The organism is Luteimonas abyssi, assembly GCF_001482195.1.
Classification (GTDB): domain Bacteria; phylum Pseudomonadota; class Gammaproteobacteria; order Xanthomonadales; family Xanthomonadaceae; genus Luteimonas; species Luteimonas abyssi.
The window spans coordinates 1,552,915-1,577,396 of sequence record NZ_KQ759763.1 but is presented as its reverse complement, the minus strand read 5'-3'; the positions used below and the strand labels follow the sequence as shown (position 1 = coordinate 1,577,396).

Here is a 24,482-nt window from a genome sequence, read left to right as displayed (position 1 = left end):
AGAACGGCGCCCGAGAGGCGCCGTTCTTCGTTGCAACATCAGGAACATCGGGACCGAGGTCCGTCGCCGCGCGCCGTAGCGGCCGCTGCGCCGACGGCGTTACGCGTTGTCGGCGACACCCAGGTCGTCGAGCGCACGCTGCATGCTCTCGCGGGCCGGCTCGCTGAGTTTCTCGTGGTCGAGCGCGAACCGGATCGTCGCCTCGATCAGACCGATGTGGGTGCCGCAATCGAAACGCGTCCCCTGGAAGCGGTAGGCGTCGTATGGACGCCCCGCGCCGATCATCGCAGCCATGGCATCGGTCAACTGGATCTCGCCCCCGGCGCCGCGACCGGTCGCCTCCAGGGCGTCGAAGATGCCCGGCGGCAACACATACCGACCCACCACGGCCAGCGTGCTGGGCGCATCCGCGGGCTTGGGCTTCTCCACCATGCCGGTGATGCGGCCGTGGCGTCCCTCGAAGCCCTGGGTGGCGACGATGCCGTAGCTGGAGGTCTTCTCCTGGGGCACATTCTGCACGGCGATCACGCCGCCGCCGCTGCGCTCGGCATGGTCGGCCATCTGCTTGAGTGCGCCGTCGCCCCGATTCCAGATCAGATCATCGGGCAGCAGGACCGCGAACGGTTCGTCGCCGATGACCGGCTTGGCGCACAGCACGGCGTGGCCGAGCCCGAGCGCCTCGGTCTGGGTGACGAAGATCACCCGGACGTGATCCGGCAGCGGATTGCGGACCTTGTCGAGCTGTTCGAGCTTTCCCGCGCGCTCGAGCTTCTGCTCGAGCTCGTAGGCTTTGTCGAAGTAATCCGCCACCGCATGTTTGTAACGGTTAGTCACGAAGACCAGGGTGTCGCAACCGGCCTCGATGGCTTCGTCGACGGCGTACTGGATCAGCGGCCGGTCGATGATCGGCAGCATCTCCTTCGGAACGGTCTTGGTGGCGGGAAGGAAGCGCGTGCCGAGTCCGGCAACGGGAAAGACGGCCTTTCGGATTCGTTGGGTCATATCCTGCGTGCGTGTCGGGCGGGGAAGGCCACGACCGTAGGCGCCTTGGATTCGACGGGCACCTCGATCGGGAGAAATTCGGGTACCGAGGTGCGCAAGGTCGCCGAAAGTTCATCCAGATCGTAGCAGGCGGATGCGTTACGAAGCCGTGCAGCCGCACCCAGAACGCTCTCTCCATCGATATCGCGCGCCTCGGCCTGCAGGATCTTGGGATGCGAGGTCGGCCGATAACGCTCGTCGGCATGAAACAGCGTCTCGTGGAGTTTTTCGCCCGGCCGCAGCCCGGTGTACACGATCGCGATGTCGCGGTGCGGATGCTTGCCCGCCAGCCGGATCATCTGCTCGGCCAGCAGCCGGATCGACACGGGCTCGCCCATGTCGAGCGTATAGATCGCGTGTCGCGTACTCGTCGCCGAGGCCTGCAGGATCAACAGGCAGGCTTCGGGAATCGTCATGAAGTAGCGGGTGACTTCGGGATCCGTCACCGTCACCGGACCGCCGCTGCGGATCTGCTCGCGAAACAGCGGCACCACACTGCCGGCCGAATCGAGCACGTTGCCGAAGCGGACGGTGATGAAACGCGTCTCCGCCGGCGCGGCGAGCGACTGGCAGACCATCTCGGCCAGACGTTTGGTCGCACCGAGCACATTGGCCGGATCGACCGCCTTGTCCGTCGAGATCAACACGAACGACGCCACGCCCGCCGCGACCGCCTCGCGGGCGACCGTCTCGGTGGCCAGGACGTTGTTGCGCACGCCCTCGCGCAGTTGCCCTTCCAGCACCGGCACCTGCTTGTAGGCGGCCGCATGGAACACCGCCTCCGGCAGTGCCTTGGCGAGCGCATGACGCATGACCGCCGGGTCGCCGCAGTCGCCGAGGATGGGAATGCACTCCACCTGCGGATGATCGCGACGCAACAGCGATTCGATCTTGATCAAAGAAAGTTCGTCGATATCGATCACAGTGATCTGGCGCGCACCGTTGCGGGCGCACTGGCGGCACAGTTCCGATCCGATCGAGCCACCGCCGCCGGTCACCAGCACGCTGCGCCCGCCCAGCCAGCCACGGATCGCCTTCCAGTCCGGCACCACCGGCTGGCGACCCAGGAGATCCTCGATCGCGACTTCCTTGAGCTCGCCCGGCAGCGAGCGCCCCTCGAGCAGATCGTCGAACCGCGGCACGGTGCGGAACGGCAGGCCGGTCTCCTCGCACAGCTCGACGACCTTGCGCATCGCCGCCGCGTCCAGCGACGGGATCGCGATGATCAGCAGGCGGGCAGCGGTTTCGGGTGCGATGCGCGCGACATCCTCGATCCTGCCCAGAACCGGCACGCCCTGCAGGTGGCTTCCGTGCAGCTTGGGCGCATCGTCGAGAAAGCCCACCGCCTGATAGGCCCCGGTGCGGCGCAAGTCGCGCAGCAAGGCCTCGCCCGCCTGCCCCGCGCCGAGAATCAGCACACGGACCGCCGTGTGATCGGTCTGGGTCAGGCTGTAATCCTTCCAGCTGCGATACAACAGGCGCGGCATGCCGAGCATCGCAGTGAGCACGATGGGGTACAGCACCAGAACCGTGCGCGGCACGCCCTCGAGACGGTTGTAGAGGAACAGCGCGATCAGAGTCGCGAGCAGGCCGAAAACACCGGCCTTGAAGATGTTGACGAGGTCGGGAACGCTGGCGAACCGCCAGACGCCGCGATACAGGCCCACCTGCCAGAGCACGATGCCCTGGGCCGCGAGCACGATCAGCGTGGTCGTCGACCACATCGGCAACTCGGGCTGGATCGGCTGCATCGACAGGCGGAACTGGTGCAAGACGATCCAGCACAGCCAGACCATGAACAAGTCGTGCACGACGATGGCCGCGCGCGGAACCCAGGCGCTCGCGCGGTCGTACCAACGATTCATCGGGTGGGGCTCTTGTTCATTCGGCTTCCAGCGTCCTGCAACATCCTCCAGCAGCCCCCCCCTGCGACCTGCCAAAGCACTGCGGCGGTCATCATATAGCTAAATGCGACTCCCCGGTCGGCACACCAGACCGCGACCGAAGCTCCCAGCAGACTCCAGAGTGCGTAGCCCACCGTCGTAGCCACGTGGCCGACACGGCGGGCGGTCGCCTGGTACGCGTGCTGGACGTGGGGCTCCCACCAACGTTCGCGGCGTAGCATGCGCCTTGCCAATGTGAGCGTGGCATCAACGAGGAAAGCGCTTGCGGGAAGCAGCAAGAGCACGGAGGTTGCTGCAGCCGCCTCCCCTGCCCCCGACGACAGCAACGCTCCCAGCGCGATCGCGAGCAGGAACCCGAGCGCACCGCTGCCTACGTCCCCCAGGAAGATGCGGGCACGCGGGAAGTTGAAGGGCAGGAAGCCGATGGTGGCCGCGGCGAGCGCCCCCGCCAGCCACCAGGCCGCGCCGCCCGGAACCGCCAGCATCGCCGCGGTCGCCGCGACAATGGCCGCCTGGCTGGCAGCGAGGCCATCGATGCCGTCCATGAAGTTCCAGACGTTCACCAGCACGACCGCAACCCCGAGCGCCAGCAACGCCAACGGCCACGGAGCACCGGCCATCCAGCAGCCCCAGCCCAGCAGCGCCGCCGCAAGCACGTGAACAGCCAGCCGGCGACTGGCCGGAAGCGGCCGGTGATCGTCCCACCAGCCGATGCCGGCCACCAGCAACAAGCCCGCGGCCGATGCGACCGCGAACGGCTGCGGCAGGAACCGCGTTCCCGCCAGCCACGCCAACGCGCCCAGCATCACGAGCGCGATCGAAATCCCACCGCCGCGGGGGGTGGCGACCTGATGGCTGCGGCGTTCGCCGGGCTGATCCAGCATGCGTCGCGACAGCGCGTAGCGGCGCGCGACGGCGGTCGCGATCGCAGCGGCCACCGCGGCGATCAAGAACGGCGTGAACGACATCGCCGACGTGCCCGTCAGACCACCGCGTAGTTGAGCAGCGGTTTGATGCTGCCCCACTCCTTGCAGCTCGGGCACTGCCAGTGATGGCTGCGCGCGCCGAAGCCGCAGCGGTTGCAGCGGTAGCTGGGATTGCGCACCAGCAACTGCTCGGTGATGTGCTTGAGATCGTGCAGGGTTCGCGCCGGATCGCCGCCCTCGCCTGCCAGCGTCAGGTCGATCAACGCCGCTTCGCCACGGACCGACGGCCGGTCCTTCAGCTGTCCGGCCAGATACTCGCGTGCCGCCGCGATGCCCTGGTCGGCCTCGACCAGCCGCGTCAACGCCAGCACCGGCGCGATGCCGCGATAGTGCTCGGTCATCTCGGCCAGGAACGAGCGCGCACCGGGCGCGTCGCCGATCCGGGCGTAGGCCGCCAGCAACTGCGGCATGATCTCGGGCAGGAACTCGGTGTCGTGCCGGCCGGCACGTTCGAAGGCGCGGATCGCGGCCGCATCATTGCCGGCGTCGAACTCCAGGCGACCGGACAGGATGCCGGCACGCACCGAGTTCGAATCGGCTGCGTACGCGCGGGCGACCGCCTCGCGCGCACCGTCGAAGTCGCCGGTCGAGCGCAGACGCTCGGCCAGCTCGCATTCGAACTGGGCGATCAGCTTGCCCATCGGCTCGCCGGTCACGGTTTCGTAACGGGTGGCGTTTTCGATCGCTTTGGGCCAGTCGCGTTCGGACTGGTAGATCGAGATCAGATGGCGCAGCGCCTGCGGCGCACGATCGTCGAGCGCGGCCAGATCGGTGAAGACGGTTTCCGCGCGGTCCAGCAGGCCGGAGCGCATGTAGTCCTCGCCCAGGGCCAGCAGGGCCTGCACACGTTGCTGATCGCTGAGATCGGTACGTTCCACCAGCCCCTGGTGCAGGCGGATCGCACGATCGACTTCGCCGCGCCGGCGGAACAGGTGACCGAGCGCGACCTGGGTCTCGAAGGTGTCCTTGTCGAGCTCGGCGATGTGCAGGAACAGCTCGATGGCCTTGTCGGGCTGTTCGTTGAGCAGATAGTTCAGACCACGGAAATAGGTCGTGGACAGCCGGCTCACCTGGGTGTCGCTGTGACGCTCGCCACCGCGCCGGCCGATGATCCAGCCGCTCAACGCCGCGACCGGCAACAGCAGGAAGAACCAGAACCACTCGGTGATGAACGCCATCGCATCGACTCCTTTCCGTTCGCATGTCCGACCAGGCGCAGACACGGCAATGCCTCACGCGGGTCGGTACCGCGCACATGAAGTATGACCTGAATCGCCCGCGCCGATCGCGGACGCACCTTGCCCGATCAGTCGTCTGCCGGCAGCGGCGCGACATCGCTCACGCGCTCGCGGAGCTCCTTGCCCGGCTTGAAGTGCGGTACGTGCTTGCCTGGCAGCGCGACGGCATCGCCGGTCTTCGGGTTGCGGCCGGTACGCGGGGGCCTGTAGTGCAGCGAGAAGCTGCCGAAACCACGGATCTCGATCCGCTCGCCCTGCGCCAGGGACCCGCCCATCATCTCCAGCAACGACTTGACCGCGAGGTCGACATCGTCGGCCTTCAGGTGGGCCTGTCGTTCGGCCAGGATCTCGATGAGTTCCGACTTGGTCATATCCCCGATCTGACGCTGTGCCGCAAACGGCGGCCCGGGTGGGCCGCCGTCGCGGACGTGCATGACTGACTGGCAGTCTTAGTCGTTCTTGTTGCCCAGCTGCTCGCGCAGCAGCGCGCCCAGCTTGGTGGTGCCGCTGGAGGCTTCGGCCGCCACGCGGTTGTACTCGGCCAGGGTCTCGGCGGTCTCCGCCTCGTCCTTCGCCTTGATCGACAGCTGCAGGGTGCGGCCCTTGCGGTCCATGCCCACGAACTTGGCTTCGATCTCGTCGCCGACCTTGAGGAACTGCGAGGCATCGTCGACGCGCTGGTCGTTGATGTCGCGGGCGGCCACGTAGCCTTCCACGCCTTCGGCCAGGTCCACCACGGCACCCTTGGCGTCGACTTCCTTGACGGTACCGGTGACCTTCGAGCCCTTCGGATGCGAGGCCATGAACTGGCCGAACGGATCCTGCTCCAGCTGCTTGACGCCCAGGCTGATGCGCTCGCGCTCCGGGTCGACGGCCAGCACGACGGCCTGCAGGGTGTCGCCCTTCTTCAGGTTGCGCGCCATGTCTTCGCCGGCGGTGTTCCAGCTCATGTCGGAAAGATGGATCAGGCCGTCGATACCGCCGTCCAGGCCGATGAAGACGCCGAAATCGGTGATCGACTTGATCTGGCCCTCGACCTTGTCGCCCTTCTTGTGGATCGCGGCGAAGGTCTCCCACGGGTTCGAGGTGACCTGCTTCATGCCCAGGGAGATGCGGCGACGCTCCTCGTCGACGTCCAGCACCATGACCTGGACCTCGTCACCGACCTGCACGACCTTCTGCGGGTTGACGTTCTTGTTGGTCCAGTCCATTTCGGACACGTGCACCAGGCCTTCGACGCCCGGCTCGATCTCGACGAACGCGCCGTAATCGGTGACGTTGGAGACCTTGCCGAACACGCGGGTGTTGGACGGGTAACGACGCGAGATGTTGTCCCACGGATCCTCGCCCAGCTGCTTCAGGCCCAGGCTGACGCGGTTGCGCTCGCGGTCGTACTTGAGCACGCGAACGTCGAGCTCCTGACCGACCTCGACCACTTCGGACGGGTGACGCACGCGCTTCCACGCCATGTCGGTGATGTGCAGCAGGCCGTCGATGCCGCCCAGGTCCACGAACGCGCCGTAGTCGGTGAGGTTCTTGACCACGCCCTTGAGCTTGGCGCCCTCGACCAGCTTCTCCATCAGCGCCTCGCGCTCCTCGGAGTGCTCGCTCTCGACGACGGCACGACGCGACACGACGACGTTGTTGCGCTTGCGGTCCAGCTTGATCAGCTTGAACTCGAGTTCCTTGCCCTCGAGGTACACCGGATCGCGCACCGGACGCACGTCGACCAGCGAGCCCGGCAGGAACGCGCGGACGTCCTTGATGTCGACGGTGAAGCCGCCCTTGACCTTGCCGCTGATCTTGCCGGTGACGGTCTCGTTCTTCTCCAGAGCCTCTTCCAGCTCGTCCCAGACCATGGCGCGCTTGGCCTTCTCGCGCGACAGCACGGTCTCGCCGAAGCCGTTCTCGAGCGAGTCCAGCGCCACCTTGACGGTGTCGCCGACCGCGACGTCGATCTCGCCGGCTTCGTTACGGAACTGCTCGATCGGAACGATGCCCTCGGACTTCAGGCCGGCGTTGATGACGACCACGTCCGTACGGACGTCGACGACGGTGCCGCTGACGATGGCGCCCGGCTTGAGCTTGGCGAGGTTGGCCTGGCTCTGCTCGAACAGTTCTGCGAATGATTCGGTCATTGTGTGGTTACTCGGTTGATGACACGGACCGCCGGCGACGGGAACTTCCGTCATGAAGCCGCGGTCCGACCTGTCCGCCGTGCCGATGCGCTTGATAACGCGTCGGTCGACGTGGTTGGTGGATTTCCGGCCGATGCGTCTGCATCGGTCCGGGCCTTGCTGCTGCGACGAGACGGCACCGACCGGCGGGTTTCAGCCGTCGATCAGCGCCAGCACGCGCGCCACGACGTCGTCGATGCCCATGCCGGTGGTATCGATGCGGACGGCGTCTTCGGCCGGCCGCAGCGGTGCCACCGGACGGTTGGCGTCGCGGGCGTCGCGGGCGAGAATCTCGCGCAGCAGACCCGCCAATGTAACTGAAACCCCCTTGTCCATCAACTGTTTATAGCGTCTCTCCGCGCGCTCCTCCGCGCTTGCGGTCAGAAACACCTTCCAGCGAGCGTCCGGGAAGATCACCGTCCCCATGTCGCGGCCGTCGGCCACCAGGCCCGGCGCCTGCCTGAATGCGCGCTGCCGCTCCTTGAGCGCAGCGCGCACCTCGGGAATTGCCGCGATGGCCGACGCGGCGGCGCCCGCCGTTTCGGTACGCAATTCGTCGGTCGCATCGACGTCGTTGATCAGTACACGGGGCTCGCCGCCGGGCGCATCGCGGAAACCCACCCGCGTATCGAACGTGCAGCGCACCAGCGCCGCGGGGTCGGCCAGATCGATGTCGTTCCAGCCGGCCGCCACGCCGACCGCGCGATACAGCGCGCCGGAATCGAGGTAATGCCAACCCAGATGCGCGGCCACCGCCCGGCTGATGGTGCCCTTTCCGGAGCCCGACGGGCCATCGATGGTCAGGACGGGGGCGGCAACGGCGTCGGACATGAGGCACTCGGCAACACTGAGGGGGAGAGGGCATTCTAATGAATGCGCAACGGGCGACCGGCGATTGCGTCATGATTCGCGCCGCCATTTTCGCGCCGATCGTCACGACCGGGTCGCAACCCCTTGATCCCTTGACCGAAACCCCGCTAGAATCGCGGGTTTCCTGTCGTCATCCTTACATCACCGAGGTTTCATCATGAAGGTCCTGTCCTCCCTGAAGTCGGCGAAGACCCGCCACCGCGACTGCAAGGTCGTTCGTCGTCGCGGCAAGGTCTTCGTGATCTGCAAGTCCAACCCGCGTTTCAAAGCGCGTCAGCGCTGAAAGTTCTCGAACACGCTCGAGGCGCGCCAGGCGCGTTCGAACGACGACGTTCACGGGGCCGCGCATGCGGCCTCGTGTCGTTTTGGACGCCGATCCGGCGTACGGCTCCATCGGCGCGACCGGCGGTACCGTTGCCAGGCAGATAGCCTACGAACGGCGCGCTTACAATCGCGACATTCCAACCGGGAGCCGCCCATGCGACGTCTTACCGCTTCTGTCGTTCTCTGTGCCGCACTGTCGTTCGCAGGCGCGGCATCCGCCGATGTGCTGTTGATCGACCGCGTGGAGGCCCAGTCGCGGACTCGCCTGCCTGCGCAGGGCATGCGAATGGCCGATGTCGAGGCGCACTTCGGCACGCCGAGCGAGAAGCTCGATCCCCGCGGCGGGCAGAAACGCGACTGGCCCGCCATCAATCGCTGGGTGTATCCCGGGTTCACCGTCTACTTCGAACGCGAGCGCGTGGTCAGCGCGGTCCTCAACCAGGCCTCGCCCAACGAGACCGGTCCGCGCCCGGCGATCCGCTGACCGCGCGCGCCTGCCCTCTCCAGCCGGCCCCAGCGGCCGGCTTTCGTTTACTGGCCGCACGCCTCCCCGTCCGCGTGAGCCCGGCTCACGGCAACATCAGGAATCCGTTTCAGCAATGACCCAGAACGCCTTCCGATTCCCCGCCGAATGGGAACCGCAGGACGCCATCCTGCTCGCCTGGCCGCACGCCGGTACCGACTGGGCCGACCGTCTCGGCGAGGTGGAGAACACCTACATCGAACTGGTCGCGGCGATCACCCGCTTCCAGGACGTGCTGCTGTGCGTGGCCGACGACGATGTCGAAGCCTATGCGCGGGCGCGTCTGGCGTCGGCACGGATCGACATGGGCCGCGTGCACTTCGTGACGGTGCCCTACAACGACACGTGGCTGCGCGACTCCGGGCCGATCACCCTGCACGATGGCGACGACGGTTTCCGGCTGCTCGACTTCCGCTTCACCGGCTGGGGAGGCAAGTTCGAGGCGTCGGAAGACGATGCGCTGGTCGCCCGCCTGCACGATATGGGCGTGTTCGCCGACAGCCACCGCGAGGCCATTGGTTTCGCATTGGAAGGCGGCGCCATCGAGACCGACGGTGCCGGCACCCTGCTCACCACCTGGGCGTGCCTCAGCGAGCGCCATCCCGAGGCCGACGAGGCCACGTTGAGCGCGAAGCTGTCCGGTTGGCTGGCCCAGACGCGCGTGCTCTGGCTCCACCACGGCTATCTGCAGGGCGACGACACCGACGCCCACATCGACACGCTCGCCCGCTTCGCCGCACCCGACGCGATCGTCTACCAGGCCTGCGACGATGCCGACGACGCCGCGCACCACGGTCCGCTGCAGGCGATGGCCGGCGAACTGGCGGCACTCGAGACCGCCGACGGCACGCCATACCGGTTGTTTCCCCTGCCCTGGCCGCGCCCGATCCACGATGCGGCGCATCCGGACGGCCCGCGCCGGCTCGCGGCCTCGTATGCCAATTTCCTGATCCTCAACGACGCCGTCCTGATGCCCGGCTACGGCGATCCTGCCGATATCGATGCGGCTGCGGTCGTGGCCCAGGCCTTCCCGGGCCGCGAAATCGTGCAGATCGACTGTCGCCCGCTGATCTGGCAGAACGGCAGCCTGCATTGCCTGACGATGCAGCTCCCGCGCGGTGTCCTGGCGCGGGTGCCGTAGCACGTCGACGGCATCGATGCCAACGGATGCGGACGGCCGCCCACCCGCTCGGTCGGGTGCGGCGAGCATCGTCCGCATCTCGCCCGACACGCGCCGCATGGGCGCATCAGGCATACAGCCTGCAAGGATTAGACTGTCCCCATGAAGACCAAGACCCTCTCCGTCGCGCTCGTCCAGGAGCGCAATCACGGCGACGCCGAGGCCAACCTCGCCGTCATCGAGCAGCGCGTGGCCGAGGCCGCCCAGGGCGGCGCACGACTGGTCCTGCTGCAGGAACTGCACAACGGCGCGTACTTCTGCCAGCACGAATCGGTGGCGGAGTTCGATCTGGCCGAACCGATCCCGGGACCGAGCACGGAACGTCTTTCCGCGCTCGCCGAACGGCACGGCGTGGTACTCGTGAGCTCGCTGTTCGAACGCCGTGCACCCGGCCTGTATCACAACACCGCGGTGGTCTTCGACAGCGACGGCCGCCTCGCCGGCAAGTACCGCAAGATGCACATTCCCGACGACCCGGGGTTCTACGAGAAGTTCTATTTCACTCCCGGCGACCTGGGCTTCCAGCCCGTCGAAACCTCGGTCGGCCGGCTCGGGGTGCTGGTGTGCTGGGACCAGTGGTACCCGGAAGCCGCGCGTCTGATGGCGCTGGCCGGCGCCGAAGTGCTGCTGTATCCCACCGCGATCGGCTGGGACCCCGACGATGTCGACGACGAGCGCATGCGCCAGCGAGACGCCTGGATCCTGAGCCACCGCGGCCACGCGGTGGCCAACGGCCTGCCGGTGCTGTCGTGCAATCGTGTCGGCCACGAACCCTCGCCGCTCGGCGCGTCCGGCATCCGCTTCTGGGGCAACAGCCATGTGCTCGGTCCGCAAGGCGAGTTCCTCGCCGAGGCCGGCGAGGACCCGACCGTGTTGTTCGCCGAGATCGACATGGCGCGCAGCGAGTCGGTGCGCCGGATCTGGCCGTTCCTGCGCGACCGCCGCATCGACGCCTACGGCGACCTGCTCAAGCGCTACATCGACTGAGTTCCGACTTCGAATGACCGAATCCACCGCGTCGCCCTGGCAGAGCCAGCCCCACGCCATCGTCGAACGCGACGGTATCCGCTATACCCTGCTGGGCACGGCCCACGTCTCGCGCACCAGCGTGGATGCGGTGGAGGACGCCATCGCCAGCGGCGTCTACGACACCGTCGCCGTCGAGCTCGATGCCGGCCGCCTGCAGGCGCTGACCGATCCGGACACACTGGCCAAGCTCAATCTTGTCGATGTGATCCGCAAGGGCCGGGTGGCGATGTTCGCGGCCAATCTCGCCTTGGCCGCCTACCAGCGTCGGTTGGCCGAGCAGCTCGGCATCGAGCCCGGCGCGGAACTCAAGCATGCCGTCGCCGCGGCGAAGCAACGCGGACTCGCGGTCGAACTGATCGATCGCGAGGTCGGCCTCACCTTCAAACGCGCTTCCGGCCGGCTCGGCTGGGGCGGCAAGATGAAGCTGGCCGGTGGCCTGCTCAGCGGCCTGCTCAGCAGCGACGAGATGACCGAGGAGGAAATCGAGAAACTCAAGCAGGGCGACATCCTCGAGTCCAGCTTCGGCGAGTTCGCCGAGAGCAGCCCTGCCCTGTACGAAAGCGTGATCGCCGAGCGCGATCGCTACATGGCCGCGCGGCTGCGCGAGGCGCCCACCGGCGCGAAAGAGGTGTTGGCGGTGGTCGGCGCCGGACACCTCGCCGGCCTCGCGAAGCATCTGGCCGAGGATGGCGAATCGCCGTCGGCGACCCGCCAGGCCCTCGAAGAGGTGCCGCCCTCGCGCAGCCTGCGCTGGATCGGCACCGCGATCATGGTGTTGATTTTGGCGATGATCGGTTGGGGCTACTGGCAGGGCGGCGTCGAGGTCGGTCGCCAGTTGCTGACCGAATGGGTGCTGATCACCGCCGGTTGCGCGGCGCTGGGGACGATCCTGGCCGCCGGGCATCCGCTCGGCGTCATCGCCGCGGCGATCGCCGCCCCGCTGAAGCCCTTCCGTCCACCGGGCATTTCGCCCGGCCTGTTCAGCGCCCTGATCGAGGCGCATCTGCGCAAACCCGCCTACGGCGATTTCCTGGCCTTGCGCGACGATGCCGCCACCCTGCGCGGCTGGTACCGCAACCGGGTCTCGCGCACGCTGCTCAACTTCATCCTGACCAACCTCGGTTCCAGCCTGGGCGTCTGGATCGCCGGCCTGCGCATCGTGCGGCAAGTGCTGGGCTGACGCGTCGGCACCTCCTGCGGAGCGCTCCACGCGGCCGGCGCCGCCCGCACGTTCCCACCCGACGGCGGTTACCCGTGCTGCGGAGACATGGGCAGCGCAAGGCTTCGCAGACCCCGGCGCGACCGCCATCTGACATCGGCGGACCGACCCCGGGGATGGCGCTCGTCGCCATCCCCGGATGGGTGCATCATCCCGTCGCCGTGGCGCCGATGCCCGGCGTTCCGCGCGCGCGACGCACGAGGCGCTTGGTGCCGCCGGCCAGATCGTCGAGCAGGGCGTAGATCGTCGGCAGGAACAGCAGGCTGACCACGGTCGAGAACGCCAGCCCACCGGCCACCGCACGTGCCATCGGCGAGTACGCCAGGCCGCCGAGCACCACGGTGTCGCTCATCGAGATCGGGATCATCGCCAGAATCGCCGTACCCATCGTCATCAGGATCGGCCGCAGGCGCTCGCGACTGCCTTCCACCAGCGCGTCGGTCCGGTTCATCCCGCGTCGCCGCAGATTGTTGATGTGCTCGACCATCACGATGCCGTTGTTGACCACCACGCCCATCAGCACCAGGACGCCGATGAAGGCCATCACCGTCAGCGGTTGTCCCGTCAGCCAGAACAGCCAGAAGACGCCGAAGATCGAGAACAGCACGCAGCTCATGATCGCGGTCGGGAACAGCAGCGATTCGAACACCGCCGCCATCACCACGTAGATCATGATCAGCGCGATCAGCAGGTTGAACAGCATCTGCTGGCCGGCCTGCGCATCGTCCTCGAACCCGCTGCCGGAGAAGCTGTAGCCGTACCCCGGCGGGAACGTCATCGCCGACAGCGTCTGCTCCATCGCCTGGCGGGCCTCGGGCATCGTGGTCGCGCCCTCGAGGTTGGCCTGGACGGTCAGCGTGGTCTGCCGGTCGGTACGGCTGATGCGGTCGGCACTGGGCACCAGCACGATGTCCACCATGCTCAGCAGCGGCACGCTGCGTCCGTCCGGCGCACGGACGTTGAAGGTGGCGATGTCGGACTCGCTGTAATGCTCGGCGCCGTCGAAGCGCACCCAGACCGGCACCTCGCTCTCGCCCCGGCGGTAGTCGCGCAACTGGTTGCCGCGCAGCGCCATGCCGACGAAGCTCGACACCTGTTCCGCGCTGAATCCGTAGGCCGCCGCACGCTCGCGGTCGACCCGCACGATCAACTCCTGGTTGGTGTCGCCGGCGTCGATGCGCACGTCGCGCAACTCCGGGCGGCTCTCGAGCAGCGGCAGGATGTCGGCGCCGAGTTCGCGCAGCGCCTGCGCCGAATCGCCGACCAGCATCACCTGCACGTTCTGACCGCCCATGCCACCGCCCTGCCCGCCGCTGCCGCGCACGCCGATCTCGGCGCGGGCCGACTTCGGCAACTCCTTGCTCAGCAGATCGCTCTTGGCACGCAGGTCCACCTTGCCTTCGCCGAACGTGGCGATGGTGCCGGAGTCGCCCTGCTCGCCGAACCACGAGTAGACCTGGGTGATGCCCAGCCGTTCGCGGTTCTCGGCGAGGTAACGCTCGATCCGGGCGACCTCCTGCGAGCGCTGTTCCTTGTTGTAGCTGCCCTTCCACTGATAGTAGATGTTGACCTCGTTGCCGCCGTCGCCGCCGCCGAACATGTCCATCTTGGTCTGGCTCATCGGCACAACGCTCGCGGCCACCACCAGCAGGATGCCGGCCACGCTCCAGCCACGATGCTCCAGGGTCCAGCGCAGGAACCGCGCGTAGCGGCGCTGCAGGCGTGGGATCAGCCCGTCCGGACGCGCCACCGCCGGCGGCGTGCGCATCCGCGCCGACAGCATCGGAATCAGGCTCACCGCCACCAGCCACGACGCCAGCAGCGACACCGAGATGGTGATCGCGATCTGCGACATGAAGATGCTGATGTTGTTGGTCTCGCCGAGAAGATTCGGCAGGAACACGATGCAGTGGCACAGCGTGCCGGCCGACAGCGCGATGGCGACGTTGCGCGTGCCGACGATCGAGGCGTACGCCGGACGGTCGGGATACCGCTCGCGTTCCTGGTAGATGCTCTCCACCACCACCACCGCGTTGTCGACCAGCATGCCCACCGCCAGCAGCAGACCCATCAGCGTCAGCACGTTGAGGGTCACGCCGAAGAAGTGCATGAAGCCCAGCGTCATCACGAAGCAGATCGGGATCGCCAGGGTCACCATCAGGGTCGACGGCCAGTGGCGCAGGAAGAAGAACAACACCAGGGTCGACAGCAGCAGGCCGATTGCGCCGGCTTCGGCGAGTTCGAGCAACGAGCCGGTCACCTCGTCGCCCATGTTCTGGATGACCTTGAGCTCGATGCCTTCCAGCCCGGGTTCGCGGCTGGCGCGCTCGATCTCTTCCAGCGCCTCGCGCGAGACTTCCACCAGATTGGCGTCGCGCTCCTTGAAGATGTCCAGGCCCACCGCGGTACGTCCGTCCAGCCGGCGCCCGTAGTCCATGCGTTGCGGGCGCAGGCGCACCTCGGCCACATCGGCCAGGCGCACGCCGCGCTCGTTGAGCGGCATCTGCCGGAACTGCTCCAGATCGACGATCTCGCCGACCGGCTGCACGCGGAAACGTCGTCCGCCGTCCTCGATCAGCCCGGCCGAGACCGAGAAGTTCGCCGCCTGCAGGCGCTCGCCCAGGGCGTTGAGCTCCAAGCCGTGGGCGCTCAGGCGCTCGGGATCGATGGCGATCTCGACCTCGTTCGGCGGCGCGCCACTGATCTCCACCCGCGCCACGCCGGGCACGCGTTCCACGCGACGCTTGAGCTGCCGGTCGATGAGGTCGTAGGCGCCGGTCAGATCCGCGTCGCCGGCCAGGCGCACCCGCAACACGGGTTCGTCCGAGGTCGACCACTTGTAGACGAAGTAGCGCCTGAAGTCGTCCGGAAACTCGTCGCGTACCGCATCCAGGCGCTCACGCGCCTCGGACGCGGTGATCGCGATGTCGCGCTCCCAGTCCGAGAACTCCATGCGGATCTGCGCGCCCTCGGAATTGGCCATGCCGTGCATGCGCTTGATGCCGGTCATCGTCGCCAGTGCTTCTTCGGCCGGCCGCAGCACGTTGCGCTCGACCTCTTCCGGCGTCGAGCCGGTGTAGGGCAACTGCACGAACAGGAACGGCACCGAGACATCGGGCAACGCCTCGAGCGGCAGCCGGAACGAGGCGATCAACCCCACCACGAACAGCGACACGAACATCATCACCGTGGTGACGGGGCGTCGCAGGCTGAGTTCGGCGACGCTCATGCAGGACGCGCTCCCGCATCCGGACCGCGGTCCTCGTCGACGACCGCATCGGTCACGCCCCGCGCACGCAGACCGCGGGCGCGATACCAGGCGTCCCCACGACGATCCATCAGGTCGTACATCACCGGAATCACCACCAGGGTCAGCAGGGTCGACACGATCACGCCGCCGATCACCGTGATCGCCATCGGCGAGCGCACCTCCGCGCCTTCGCCCAGGGCCAGCGCCAGCGGCATGAAGCCGAACACCGAGCACAGCGAGGTCATCGCGATCGGCCGCATGCGCGAGCGCGCGCCCTCCACCATCGCCTCGCGCTTGGGCACGCCGGCCTCGCGCAGCTGGTTGACCTTGTCGATCAGGATGATCGCGTTCTTCACCACGAGGCCGACCAGCAGGATCAATCCGATGAACACCACCACGGAGATCGTGTTGCCCGTCACCAGCAGCGCCAGCACCGCACCGACCAGCGCCAGCGGGATGGTGAACAGGATCACGAAGGGATGCAGCAACGATTCGAACTGCGACGCCATCACCAGATAGACCAGGAAGATCGCCAATGCGAACGCGAACAACAGCGAGCGCATCGAGCTGGCCAGTTCCTCGCCCTGGCCGCCGATGTGCATCGTGATGCCCGCGCCCAGCGGGTTCTCCGCGACCAGCCGCTGCACGTCGGCCACGGCGGTGCCGAGATCGATGCCGCGCAGGTTCGCCGACACCACCGCCACGCGGGTCTGGTCGGCGCGATGGATCTCGGCCGGTCCGGTGGTGGCGATCACGTCGGCCACCGCCGACAGCCGCACCGGGCGCGCGGCCTCGGGGTTGACGATCAGATTGCGGATCGCATCCACCGAATCGCGCTGGCTCTCCTGCGCGCGCACCAGCACGTCGATCTTGCGATCGCGGAAGTTGTAGCGGGTCGCGACCTCGCCGCGCACCGAGCGCACCACCGCATCGGCCACCTGCCGCGTGGTCAGTCCCAGCGCACCCGCGCGGGTCTGGTCGAACACCACCTGGATTTCCGGTGCGCCCTGCTCCACCGTCGACTTCACGTCGTCGTAGCGATCGCTGCCGCGCAGCAGTTCCGCCATGCGCTGGCCGGCCACCGCCAGGCTCTCCAGATCCTGCCCGCGCAGCTCGATCTCCAGCGGCGTGGAGAAGCTGAAGAGCGCCGGCCGACTGAAATCGACCTGCACGCCGGGGAAGTTCGCCATCGTCGCGCGCAAGCGGTCGCTCAGGCCGGCCTCGACCGCACGGCTGCCGCCATCGGCCATGACCACGGTGAGCTTGCCGACGTTCTCGCCGCTGTCGGTGGGATTGGCGTCCAGGCGCGTGCCGGCGCCGCTGTAGCCGAACAGCGCATCCACCTGCTCATTCCCGGCGTGCTGGGTCTGCACGTCGCGCATGATCCGGTCGGTCTCGCGCAACGGCGTGCCCGGCGGCAGCTTCATCGTCATTTCGAAGCGATCCTGCGCGAGCTGCGGAATCAGATCGGTGCCCAGCGTCGGCACGATGGCGAGACTGCCGAGGAAGCACGCTGCGGCCACGCCGAGCACCCACCAGGGCCGCTGCATGGCCGCCGGCAGCCAGCGCAGGTAACCGCGCTCGGCGGCGTTGTACGGCGCCATCGCCAGATCGCTGGCCTTGCCCATCACCGGCCCGATCACCGCCGCGACCCCGCGCCACAAGCGCACGAACAGCCAAGCGATGCCGAAGAACATCCCGCGCACCGCCGCGCCGAGGCCGCGTCCGGTAGCAGCCACCGGCTTCTGCCAGCGCCGTTCGGGTCGCCACTGCGGATGTGCCGGCTCGTCGTCGAACTGCATCGACGTACGGACCTTGAGCGCGCTCAGCATCGGAATCAACGTCATCGCCACCACCAGCGAAATCGCCACCGCCAGTGCGATGGTGATCGCCTGGTCGCGGAACAGCTGTCCGGCGATGCCCTCGACGAACACCAGCGGCAGGAACACCGCGATCAGCGTCAACGTGGACGCGACCACCGCCATGCTCACTTCGCGGGTCCCCTCGATCGCGGCCTCCAGCACACCCAGCCCGCGTTCGCGTGCCTTGGCGATGCTCTCCAGCACCACGATGGAATCGTCGACCACCAGACCGGTGGCCAACGCCAGGCCGCTGAGCGACATCACATTGAGGCTCAGGCCCAGCTGGTCCATGAAGAAGAACGTGGCGATGATCGACACCGGCAGCGACAGGCCGACCACGAAGGTGCTCCAGCCGCTGCGCAGGAACAGGAAGATGATCAGGATCGCCAGGATGCCGCCGAGCACCGCGTCGAACTTGACGTCGGAGATCGCCGCGCGGATGAAGCGGGCCTGGTCGTCGACCACCCGCAGCTCGACATCCGGCGGCAGCTCGCGGCGCAGTTGCTCGATGCGGGCGTGCACCGCATCGGCCGTGGCCACGGTGTTCGCGTCGCCCTCCTTGTAGACCGCCAGCTCCACCGCTTCGCGACCGTCCAGGCGGATGATCGATTCCCGCTCGCGGTACCCCTGGCGGACCTCGGCGATGTCGCGCAGACGCACCGGCCGGCCATCGGCGACGGCACGGCCGCCATTGCCTGCACCGCTTTGCGCCTGCATCGCCGCGGCCATCACCGCGGCATCGCCTGACGCCGCGGCGATGCGCGCGACCTCGTCGTTACCGGAGTCACCCGCACCCGCTGTCTGCGTCGCGACCAGCATGTCGCGGATCTCGTCGACATGGCCGAACTGGTTGACCGTCCTCACCAGATAGCGCTGCGTGCCCTGCTCCAGGCGGCCGCCGGACAGGTTCACGTTCTCCTGCTGCAACCGCTGGATGACATTGGCCACCGGCAGACCGATACGTGCCAGTTGCTGGGTATCCAGCTCGACCTGGATCTCGTCCTCCAGCCCGCCGCCCACCCGCACCGCGGCCACGCCGGTCACCGGCTCCAACTTCTTCTTAAGGTCGTCGTCGGCGTAGCGGCGCAGGCCGGTGAGCTGCCGCACGGGATCGCCGTCGGCGCCGCTGCTCAACGCCAGACGCAGGATCGGCTCGGTCGACGGGTTGAAGCGCAGCACCACCGGCGCGGCGACTTCCAGCGGCAGCTGCAGGCTTTCCAGCTTGTCGCGCACCTCCAGACTGGCCTGGTCCATATCGGTGCCCCAGGCGAACTCCAGCACGACGTCGCTCTGCCCGGTGCGCGAGACCGAGCGCATCTTGCGCAGGCCCTTGACCACACCCAGCGCCTCTTCCACCGGCTGGCTCACCAGGGTCTCGATCTCCATCGGGGCCGCGCCGGTGTACTCGGTGCGCACCGTCAGGGTCGGGAAGCTGAGATCGGGCAGCAGGTTGACCTTGAGGTTGCCCAGCGCCAGCAGGCCGAACAGCAGCAGGCTCACCGTCACCATCGCCACCGTCACCCGACGGCGCGTGGAGAACTCGATCAGCCCGCCGCGGCCGCGAGCGTCCGGGCCGGCGCCCTCGGGGACGTCAGCCATGTCGTCGTGATCGCGGTTCATTGGGCGTCGCCGTCATCCGTGGCTGGCGCCTGCGCCACCTGGGCGCCGATCACCTGCACCGTGCTGCCGTCGCGCAGGGCAACCTTGCCCGCGGTCACCACCGCGTCGCCGGCTTCGAGGCCCGCACGCACTTCGACCCGGCTGCCGTCCACGTAGCCCAGTTCCACCGGCGTACGCGCTGCCACCCCGTCGCGGATCACATAGACCGCGGGATCGCCCTCGTCGTCGAGCAGGGCCAGGCGCGGGATGGTGAGCGCGTCGGCGCGCTGGTCGTAGTCGATCCGGACCCGCCCGAACATGCCCGGCTGCAAGGCGTCCGCGCTGAAGGCGCAGATGACGCGGAAGGTGCCGCTGCCGGCATCGATCACCGGTGCCACCCGGGCCACCGTGCCTTCGAACACCTGGCCGGGCAATGCATCCACCTGCAACCGCACCGGCAGGCCGGCCTTCAATGTCGCCAGCTCGCGCTCGGGCACGTTGAGCGTGGCCTCGAGGTTGGCGTTGTCGACGATCCGCAGGATCGGCGTATTGATCTGCACGAAATTGCCGGTCTTGATCGAACGCGAGGCGATCACCCCCGAGATGGGCGCTTCCACATCGGTGTAGGAGAGTTCCAGTTGCGCCAGCCGGTAGGCGGCGCGCAGATTCTCCAGCTCATAGCGGAGCTGGTCGTGTTCGCCCGCGCTGACCAGCTGCTGCGCGGCGAGCTGCGCGGAGCGGTTGAAGTTGCTCTCCAGCTTGCGCATCTGCGCCTCGATCTGGGCCAGATTGAGGCGCGCCCGATCCGGATCGATACGCACCAGCGTCTGCCCGGCGCGCACGATGTCGCCTTCTTCCACCAGCACCTGCAGTGCGACGCCGGAGGTCCGCGCCACGACCTGCGACTCCGCCCGGGCCTCCAGCGGCGCCGTCCCGACGTAGCTGGCGGCGATCGGCCGGCGCTCGGCCTCCACCGTCTCCACCGGCACGGCCGCGGCGGCCGGATTCTCGCTCTCGCCCGCCGCCGCGGTCCCGCGCCCCTGTCCACATCCCGCCAGCGCGGCGAGCATCAAAACCGAAAGTCCGATGGCAGATCCTGCCTTGCGCCAATGGCCGGCCGCATCACGATACGAACGCATGTCCGCGATTCCCCAGAAACAAGTGATTGGTGTTGTAGTCATGTATATCACCAGGCCCCTTGGGCGCGACATGGCCGAAGGTCATGGTGACGTCGGACATCGGCGCGTGGCGCTTCGTTCCGCCGGGTGGCATGGATGGCTGCGCGCTCGTCGAGGCGACGCCGGCGCCTGTCCAGGACGCATTCGGGCCTTCGATGTGACACGGGTAGGCAATACCCTTCTTGGGAAGCGCCGCTGACCGTGGCTATACTGTCCGGATTGCGCGTCAGGGGGCCCCGCGACGCCAATCCCTTCCGGTCAACGCCAAGCAACATCAGCCAAACAGGATTGCGGAACCCATGATGCGACCGCTGCAACTCGTAGCCTGTCTCGCCTTCGCCATGGCGGCGCCTGCCGCCTTTGCACAGTCCGCACCATCGGCGGACGGGGGAAATCTCGAAAACGGCCATCTCCTGACCTATACCTGCCAGGGTTGCCACGGGATCGCCAACTACAAGAACGCCTACCCGAACTACCGGGTGCCGAAGATCGGCGGGCAGCCGGTGCCGTATCTGGTCAATGCACTGACCGAATACCGCAACGGCACGCGGACGCATCCGACCATGGAAGCGCAGGCCCAGAGCTTCTCCGACCAGGACATCGCCGACATCGCGGCGTTCCTGTCCAGCCTGCAGAAGTGAGCCGCCCGACCATGACGAATCTTCGCCCGATCGTGTTGTCCGCCCTGTTCGCATCCGCGTCCCTGCTGGTCGGCTGTTCCGGCAGCCCGGAGGCGGACGGCGAGTCCACCGCCACCGCACAGAACCGCTCCTCGTCCGCCGGCCTGCCCAAGGGACGCGTCGCCGAAGGCGAGGCCCGCGCGCAGGTCCGCAGCCAGGCCAGCGGCCAGTCCTGCATCGACTGTCACGGACAGGACGGCAACGAACCTCTGGACCCGACGTATCCGAAGCTCGGCGGGCAATACGCGGACTACCTCGCGCATGCGCTCCAGGGCTATCGCGCCGGGCAGCGCGGAAACGCGCTGATGGCCAATCAGGCCGTCGAACTCACCGACCAGGAAATTTCGGATCTCGCAGCCTACTTCGGCTCCCGGCCGGCGCAGATCGTCGACCTGCAGGGCGCGCATTCGCGCCGCTGAGGCGGTTGCCGCCGGTAAGGACATCATCGGAAAGGGGCCCGGGCGGCCCCTTTTTCGTGTCACCCATCGCGAGGTTCCCGGTCGGTCGCGATCGGAGGTCCCGCATCCGTGCGAGCGGCGACTCTCGTGGCGGCCGGCGGCTTCACCGGCATCCGGCGGCCACCGCTCACCGCGACCTCAGCGCGCCCCGCGAATCGCTTACGGGTCGTCCTGCAACTCGGGTTTGAACGGCACGTCCGGCGGCGGCCGCGCCTCGGCTTCCACATCCTGCATGTTCGGGTCGGTGATGCCGCAACCGCCGCCGAATGCCAGCAGTGCCACATCGCAGCGGATCGATTTGCTGCTGCCCGGGATCGGGATGAGCACCGTGCGGATGCTGCGTCTCACCCATTCTTCCAGCAGGTTCTCGTTCGGCACCCAGAAGCGGTCCAGCGAGGTTTCCTCGAAATCGTTCGGCGGCCGGCGCAGCCAGGTGCCCATCCGATCGATTTTCTCGTAGTCCTCGGTCACCGTCCCGGGCGGCAGGCCGCCACCGACACGCCCGCCGCTGCCTGGCGGCAGTTGCGGACGACCGTCGCGGTTGAACAGACCTGCCGTACCGCGCTGCCCTCCCGCCTGGTCGCGTGCGGCCGCACCCCAGTCGTCGCCGGGCGGTGCCCTGCTGGGCAGCGCTCCCGGCGGTGCCGCGGGCGACACGCCGCTGCCGGCGCTGTCCGCCGTGGCGCGGGTGCCTTGCGTGGCCGCGGGCGACCCGGACGGGTCCGCGCGCGCCGCCTCGGAGCCCGCATCCGTCCCTGCAGCCGGCGTCGCCGCGGACGGGTTCTGCGCCTCGGAAGCGCCCTCGCCCGCACCGGCTGCCGGTTCGGGCATCGGGATCTCTCGCACCCGTGCCTGGGCATCGCGCTGCACGACCGGCGCCGGCGCAGAAGGCACCGCGATGTCGGGCGATCTCACCTCGCGCGGCGGCGACGGGATTTCCCGCTCGACGACATCCAGGCGCGGTTGTTCGACCGGACGCGATGTCGGTGGCACCTGGACCGCCTGCATGTCCGGGCGGCGGATCTCGGGGGCATCGGGCAATGCGATCTCGCGCGTCCGCAGCTCCACCGTCGCCTCGCGCGACACGACCGTCGGCGCGGCCACGTCCGGCGGCGGCGGTACCGCAAACACCGGATCGGGCATCGGAACCTCGGTCACCCGCAGGGGCTGCTCGACGGGTGCGACCGGCGTCGGATCCGGCGCAGCCTCGACGACGGGAGTGGGAGCCGGTACCGGCTCAGCAGGTTCGATCGGCTCCGCGGCCTCGGGCGCGGGCTGCGGGGGCGGCTGCACGGGCGGCGTCGCCGACGCCACGGGATCGGCCGGTGCCTGTGCCGATGGCGCCGGCGCGGATGCGGACGGATCGCGCTCGGACTCGACCGCGGCCGGTGTCCCGCCGCCCTCGTCGATCGGGGTGCCTTCGCCGATCCAGGTCACTTCGATCGCGCGCTCGTCGCCGGCCTGGGTCGGACCGCGGGAAGGCGGCACGAACAACAGCACGGCCATCGCCAGCAGCAACACCAGGTGGACGGCCCCGGAGCCCCCCGCGGAAAACGCGCGCAGACGACGCTCGTCCGGATGGGGCGGCTCCCAGTGCTGACGCCAGAGCGAGGTGAACGCCTGCCAGCGGTCCGCGGGCACCCGCCCCGGTGCTCGCGGACGCGGTGTGCGTACGGCCAGCACCGCCACGAGTTCCGCCGCCGGCGCACCATGCACCCGGCCGGGACGTGAAGCGAGTTGCTCGAACCATGCCTGCCACCCCGGCGGGAATTCGCCGGCCTCGGGACCGGGCCGGAGCGAACGGCGCCGGCGCCGATGCAGCACGGCGATGACGTCGGCGGAGGTCAGCACTCGCGCCGGCGTCCGCTCAGGCCACGTCGCGCGGGATATAGGGCGCGGCGCCGGTGTCGTGGTCGGTCGCGTCGCGCACCGCGGTCACGCCCGGCACTTTTTCCAGCAAGGTCTTCTCGATGCCCTGCTTCAAGGTGACATCGGCCATGCCACAGCCGTGGCAGCCGCCGCCGAAGCGCAGCAGCACCACGCCTTCGCCACTGACCTCCACCACCGAGACGTGTCCGCCATGCTGCGCGAGCTGCGGATTGATCTCGTGTTCGACCATCCAGCGCACGCGCTCCACCAGCGACGCCGAATCGGCCGGCGCTTCACCCTTGATCTTCGGTGCGCGGATCTGCAGCTGACCGCCGGTCGCCTGGGTGGCGTAATCGATCTCGGCGCTGTCGAGCCAACGCACACTGTCGGCATCCAGCCACAATGTGAACCCCTCGCAATCCACCGCCCATTCGTCGCCCTTGAGATCGCCCGGCTCGGCGAACTCGAGGCGCACATCGGCGTGGGCCGTGCCCGGATGCACGGCCGAGAGGCGCACGCCCAGGTCGGGCAGCGCCTCGCGCTCGATGAGTTTGCGGAAGTAACCCTGCGCGTTGTCTGATATCTGGATCATCGCGGTATTCTAGACCTCTTCGATGATGCATTCGGAACGCCGGGCAAACAGTCTAATGCCGCCGGGCCGCCCGGCCCGTCCACGGCATTCCAGGAGTCCGCCATGTCCGATCCCGTCCCGCTCGCCCAGGCCCATTGCATCCCCCGCCGGGGCGACGCGCACCGCCTGGCCGAGGCCCGAGTGCGCGAACTGCTGGCGGACGTCCCCGAATGGCGCCTTGCCGAGGACGGCCAGGCCCTGGTCCGGACATTCCGCTTCGAGGACTACCACCGCACCATGGCCTTCGTGAACGCGCTGGCCTTCATCGCCCACCGCGAAGACCATCATCCCGACCTCGGCGTGCATTACGACCGCGTCGTCGTGCGCTATTCGACGCACGACGTGGGCGGTCTGTCCGAGAACGACTTCATCTGCGCGGCACGCGCCGACGCGTTGCTGGGCTGAGCGCGGCACGCCGCCGCAGGCGCGGGCCGACGCATGCGGACTGGCCGTGGCGTCGCCCG

The 24,482-nt window shown here is 68.2% G+C and carries 20 protein-coding genes; 8 read left to right on the top strand and 12 right to left on the bottom strand.

The features are described 5' to 3' along the window. Positions 1-99 precede the first annotated feature (99 nt). The 7 genes from galU to cmk all read right to left on the bottom strand — a co-directional run bounded on the left by galU (position 100) and on the right by cmk (position 8,177). Positions 100-1,002: a UTP--glucose-1-phosphate uridylyltransferase GalU gene (gene galU, locus RG19_RS06505; RefSeq protein ID WP_058834568.1), complete on the bottom strand. Its 903-nt coding sequence runs from the start codon at positions 1,000-1,002 to the stop codon at positions 100-102. After that, the gene (locus RG19_RS06500) at positions 999-2,906 is read right to left on the bottom strand and encodes a polysaccharide biosynthesis protein (protein WP_058834567.1); all 1,908 of its coding nucleotides are present in this window, start codon (positions 2,904-2,906) and stop codon (positions 999-1,001) included. Before RG19_RS06500 ends, galU begins: the two co-directional genes overlap by 4 nt. After that, positions 2,903-3,913: an MraY family glycosyltransferase gene (locus tag RG19_RS06495; protein WP_058834566.1), complete on the bottom strand. Its 1,011-nt coding sequence runs from the start codon at positions 3,911-3,913 to the stop codon at positions 2,903-2,905. The genes RG19_RS06500 and RG19_RS06495 overlap by 4 nt, the downstream gene beginning before the upstream one ends. 14 nt (positions 3,914-3,927) lie before the next feature. Next, positions 3,928-5,109: a lipopolysaccharide assembly protein LapB gene (lapB, locus tag RG19_RS06490; protein ID WP_058834565.1), complete on the bottom strand. Its 1,182-nt coding sequence runs from the start codon at positions 5,107-5,109 to the stop codon at positions 3,928-3,930. A gap of 128 nt (positions 5,110-5,237) precedes the next feature. Then, on the bottom strand, positions 5,238-5,603 hold the full coding sequence (locus tag RG19_RS06485; RefSeq protein ID WP_486624531.1) for an integration host factor subunit beta: 366 nt from the start codon (positions 5,601-5,603) through the stop codon (positions 5,238-5,240). Positions 5,604-5,618: 15 nt separating this feature from the next. After that, a complete protein-coding gene (rpsA, locus tag RG19_RS06480; RefSeq protein WP_058834563.1) occupies positions 5,619-7,307 on the bottom strand; it encodes a 30S ribosomal protein S1 in 1,689 nt (562 codons plus the stop codon). Positions 7,308-7,499: 192 nt separating this feature from the next. After that, positions 7,500-8,177: a (d)CMP kinase gene (gene cmk, locus RG19_RS06475; RefSeq protein WP_058834562.1), complete on the bottom strand. Its 678-nt coding sequence runs from the start codon at positions 8,175-8,177 to the stop codon at positions 7,500-7,502. 196 nt (positions 8,178-8,373) lie between these two features. Between cmk and ykgO the strand changes: the two genes are divergently transcribed. The 5 genes from ykgO to RG19_RS06450 all read left to right on the top strand — a co-directional run bounded on the left by ykgO (position 8,374) and on the right by RG19_RS06450 (position 12,452). Then, a complete protein-coding gene (gene ykgO, locus RG19_RS06470; RefSeq protein WP_005913193.1) occupies positions 8,374-8,499 on the top strand; it encodes a type B 50S ribosomal protein L36 in 126 nt (41 codons plus the stop codon). 195 nt (positions 8,500-8,694) lie between these two features. Beyond that, positions 8,695-9,024, top strand: a complete 330-nt coding sequence (locus RG19_RS06465) for a hypothetical protein (RefSeq protein WP_058834561.1) — start codon at positions 8,695-8,697, stop codon at positions 9,022-9,024. 115 nt (positions 9,025-9,139) lie between these two features. Continuing rightward, complete coding sequence (locus RG19_RS06460) at positions 9,140-10,204, top strand: agmatine deiminase family protein (protein WP_058834560.1); 1,065 nt, start codon at positions 9,140-9,142, stop codon at positions 10,202-10,204. Between the two features lie 141 nt (positions 10,205-10,345). Then, positions 10,346-11,230, top strand: coding sequence for a carbon-nitrogen hydrolase (locus RG19_RS06455; protein ID WP_058834559.1), 885 nt, complete (start codon positions 10,346-10,348; stop codon positions 11,228-11,230). A 13-nt stretch (positions 11,231-11,243) separates the two neighbouring features. Beyond that, positions 11,244-12,452 carry a TraB/GumN family protein gene (locus RG19_RS06450; RefSeq protein ID WP_058834558.1) on the top strand — a complete coding sequence of 403 codons (1,209 nt, stop codon included), beginning with the start codon at positions 11,244-11,246 and terminating at the stop codon, positions 12,450-12,452. A 187-nt stretch (positions 12,453-12,639) separates the two neighbouring features. Here RG19_RS06450 and RG19_RS06445 read toward each other — a convergent pair whose 3' ends face one another. From RG19_RS06445 to RG19_RS06435, 3 genes are read right to left on the bottom strand one after another with little or no spacing between them, the layout of a single operon-like run. Beyond that, positions 12,640-15,720, bottom strand: coding sequence for an efflux RND transporter permease subunit (locus RG19_RS06445; RefSeq protein ID WP_058834557.1), 3,081 nt, complete (start codon positions 15,718-15,720; stop codon positions 12,640-12,642). Then, a complete protein-coding gene (locus tag RG19_RS06440) occupies positions 15,717-19,223 on the bottom strand; it encodes an efflux RND transporter permease subunit (RefSeq protein ID WP_425599690.1) in 3,507 nt (1,168 codons plus the stop codon). Before RG19_RS06440 ends, RG19_RS06445 begins: the two co-directional genes overlap by 4 nt. Beyond that, a complete protein-coding gene (locus RG19_RS06435; protein ID WP_058834556.1) occupies positions 19,220-20,341 on the bottom strand; it encodes an efflux RND transporter periplasmic adaptor subunit in 1,122 nt (373 codons plus the stop codon). Before RG19_RS06435 ends, RG19_RS06440 begins: the two co-directional genes overlap by 4 nt. 341 nt (positions 20,342-20,682) lie before the next feature. On the opposite strand from RG19_RS06435, the gene RG19_RS06430 reads away from it, so the two are divergent. Both RG19_RS06430 and RG19_RS06425 read left to right on the top strand, forming a co-directional pair. Further along, positions 20,683-21,021, top strand: coding sequence for a c-type cytochrome (locus RG19_RS06430; protein ID WP_082672803.1), 339 nt, complete (start codon positions 20,683-20,685; stop codon positions 21,019-21,021). An 11-nt stretch (positions 21,022-21,032) separates the two neighbouring features. Then, entirely contained in the window at positions 21,033-21,479 is a 447-nt protein-coding gene (locus tag RG19_RS06425) for a c-type cytochrome (protein WP_058834554.1), read from the top strand. A gap of 198 nt (positions 21,480-21,677) precedes the next feature. Here the strand turns inward: RG19_RS06425 and RG19_RS06420 are convergent, their stop codons facing one another. Together RG19_RS06420 and RG19_RS06415 are read right to left on the bottom strand one after the other, a co-directional pair. Continuing rightward, positions 21,678-23,369, bottom strand: a complete 1,692-nt coding sequence (locus RG19_RS06420) for a hypothetical protein (protein WP_058834553.1) — start codon at positions 23,367-23,369, stop codon at positions 21,678-21,680. A 16-nt stretch (positions 23,370-23,385) separates the two neighbouring features. Then, the gene (locus RG19_RS06415) at positions 23,386-23,979 is read right to left on the bottom strand and encodes an NfuA family Fe-S biogenesis protein (protein ID WP_058834552.1); all 594 of its coding nucleotides are present in this window, start codon (positions 23,977-23,979) and stop codon (positions 23,386-23,388) included. A 102-nt stretch (positions 23,980-24,081) separates the two neighbouring features. On the opposite strand from RG19_RS06415, the gene RG19_RS06410 reads away from it, so the two are divergent. Further along, positions 24,082-24,423: a 4a-hydroxytetrahydrobiopterin dehydratase gene (locus RG19_RS06410; RefSeq protein WP_058834551.1), complete on the top strand. Its 342-nt coding sequence runs from the start codon at positions 24,082-24,084 to the stop codon at positions 24,421-24,423. Positions 24,424-24,482 lie beyond the last annotated feature (59 nt).

Excerpts from the sequence above, each read along its gene's own strand:
- RG19_RS06450 (WP_058834558.1), top strand. The coding sequence starts at position 11,244 with ATGACCGAATCCACCGCGTCGCCCTGGCAGAGCCAGCCCCACGCCATC.
- RG19_RS06460 (WP_058834560.1), top strand. The coding sequence starts at position 9,140 with ATGACCCAGAACGCCTTCCGATTCCCCGCCGAATGGGAACCGCAGGAC.
- RG19_RS06445 (WP_058834557.1), bottom strand. The coding sequence starts at position 15,720 with ATGAGCGTCGCCGAACTCAGCCTGCGACGCCCCGTCACCACGGTGATG.
- RG19_RS06425 (WP_058834554.1), top strand. The coding sequence starts at position 21,033 with ATGACGAATCTTCGCCCGATCGTGTTGTCCGCCCTGTTCGCATCCGCG.
- RG19_RS06415 (WP_058834552.1), bottom strand. The coding sequence starts at position 23,979 with ATGATCCAGATATCAGACAACGCGCAGGGTTACTTCCGCAAACTCATC.
- RG19_RS06410 (WP_058834551.1), top strand. The coding sequence starts at position 24,082 with ATGTCCGATCCCGTCCCGCTCGCCCAGGCCCATTGCATCCCCCGCCGG.
- lapB (WP_058834565.1), bottom strand. The coding sequence starts at position 5,109 with ATGGCGTTCATCACCGAGTGGTTCTGGTTCTTCCTGCTGTTGCCGGTC.
- RG19_RS06485 (WP_486624531.1), bottom strand. The coding sequence starts at position 5,603 with ATGCACGTCCGCGACGGCGGCCCACCCGGGCCGCCGTTTGCGGCACAG.
- RG19_RS06435 (WP_058834556.1), bottom strand. The coding sequence starts at position 20,341 with ATGCGTTCGTATCGTGATGCGGCCGGCCATTGGCGCAAGGCAGGATCT.
- cmk (WP_058834562.1), bottom strand. The coding sequence starts at position 8,177 with ATGTCCGACGCCGTTGCCGCCCCCGTCCTGACCATCGATGGCCCGTCG.
- RG19_RS06455 (WP_058834559.1), top strand. The coding sequence starts at position 10,346 with ATGAAGACCAAGACCCTCTCCGTCGCGCTCGTCCAGGAGCGCAATCAC.
- ykgO (WP_005913193.1), top strand. The coding sequence starts at position 8,374 with ATGAAGGTCCTGTCCTCCCTGAAGTCGGCGAAGACCCGCCACCGCGAC.
- RG19_RS06500 (WP_058834567.1), bottom strand. The coding sequence starts at position 2,906 with ATGAATCGTTGGTACGACCGCGCGAGCGCCTGGGTTCCGCGCGCGGCC.
- rpsA (WP_058834563.1), bottom strand. The coding sequence starts at position 7,307 with ATGACCGAATCATTCGCAGAACTGTTCGAGCAGAGCCAGGCCAACCTC.
- RG19_RS06440 (WP_425599690.1), bottom strand. The coding sequence starts at position 19,223 with ATGAACCGCGATCACGACGACATGGCTGACGTCCCCGAGGGCGCCGGC.
- RG19_RS06430 (WP_082672803.1), top strand. The coding sequence starts at position 20,683 with ATGCGACCGCTGCAACTCGTAGCCTGTCTCGCCTTCGCCATGGCGGCG.
- galU (WP_058834568.1), bottom strand. The coding sequence starts at position 1,002 with ATGACCCAACGAATCCGAAAGGCCGTCTTTCCCGTTGCCGGACTCGGC.
- RG19_RS06465 (WP_058834561.1), top strand. The coding sequence starts at position 8,695 with ATGCGACGTCTTACCGCTTCTGTCGTTCTCTGTGCCGCACTGTCGTTC.
- RG19_RS06495 (WP_058834566.1), bottom strand. The coding sequence starts at position 3,913 with ATGTCGTTCACGCCGTTCTTGATCGCCGCGGTGGCCGCTGCGATCGCG.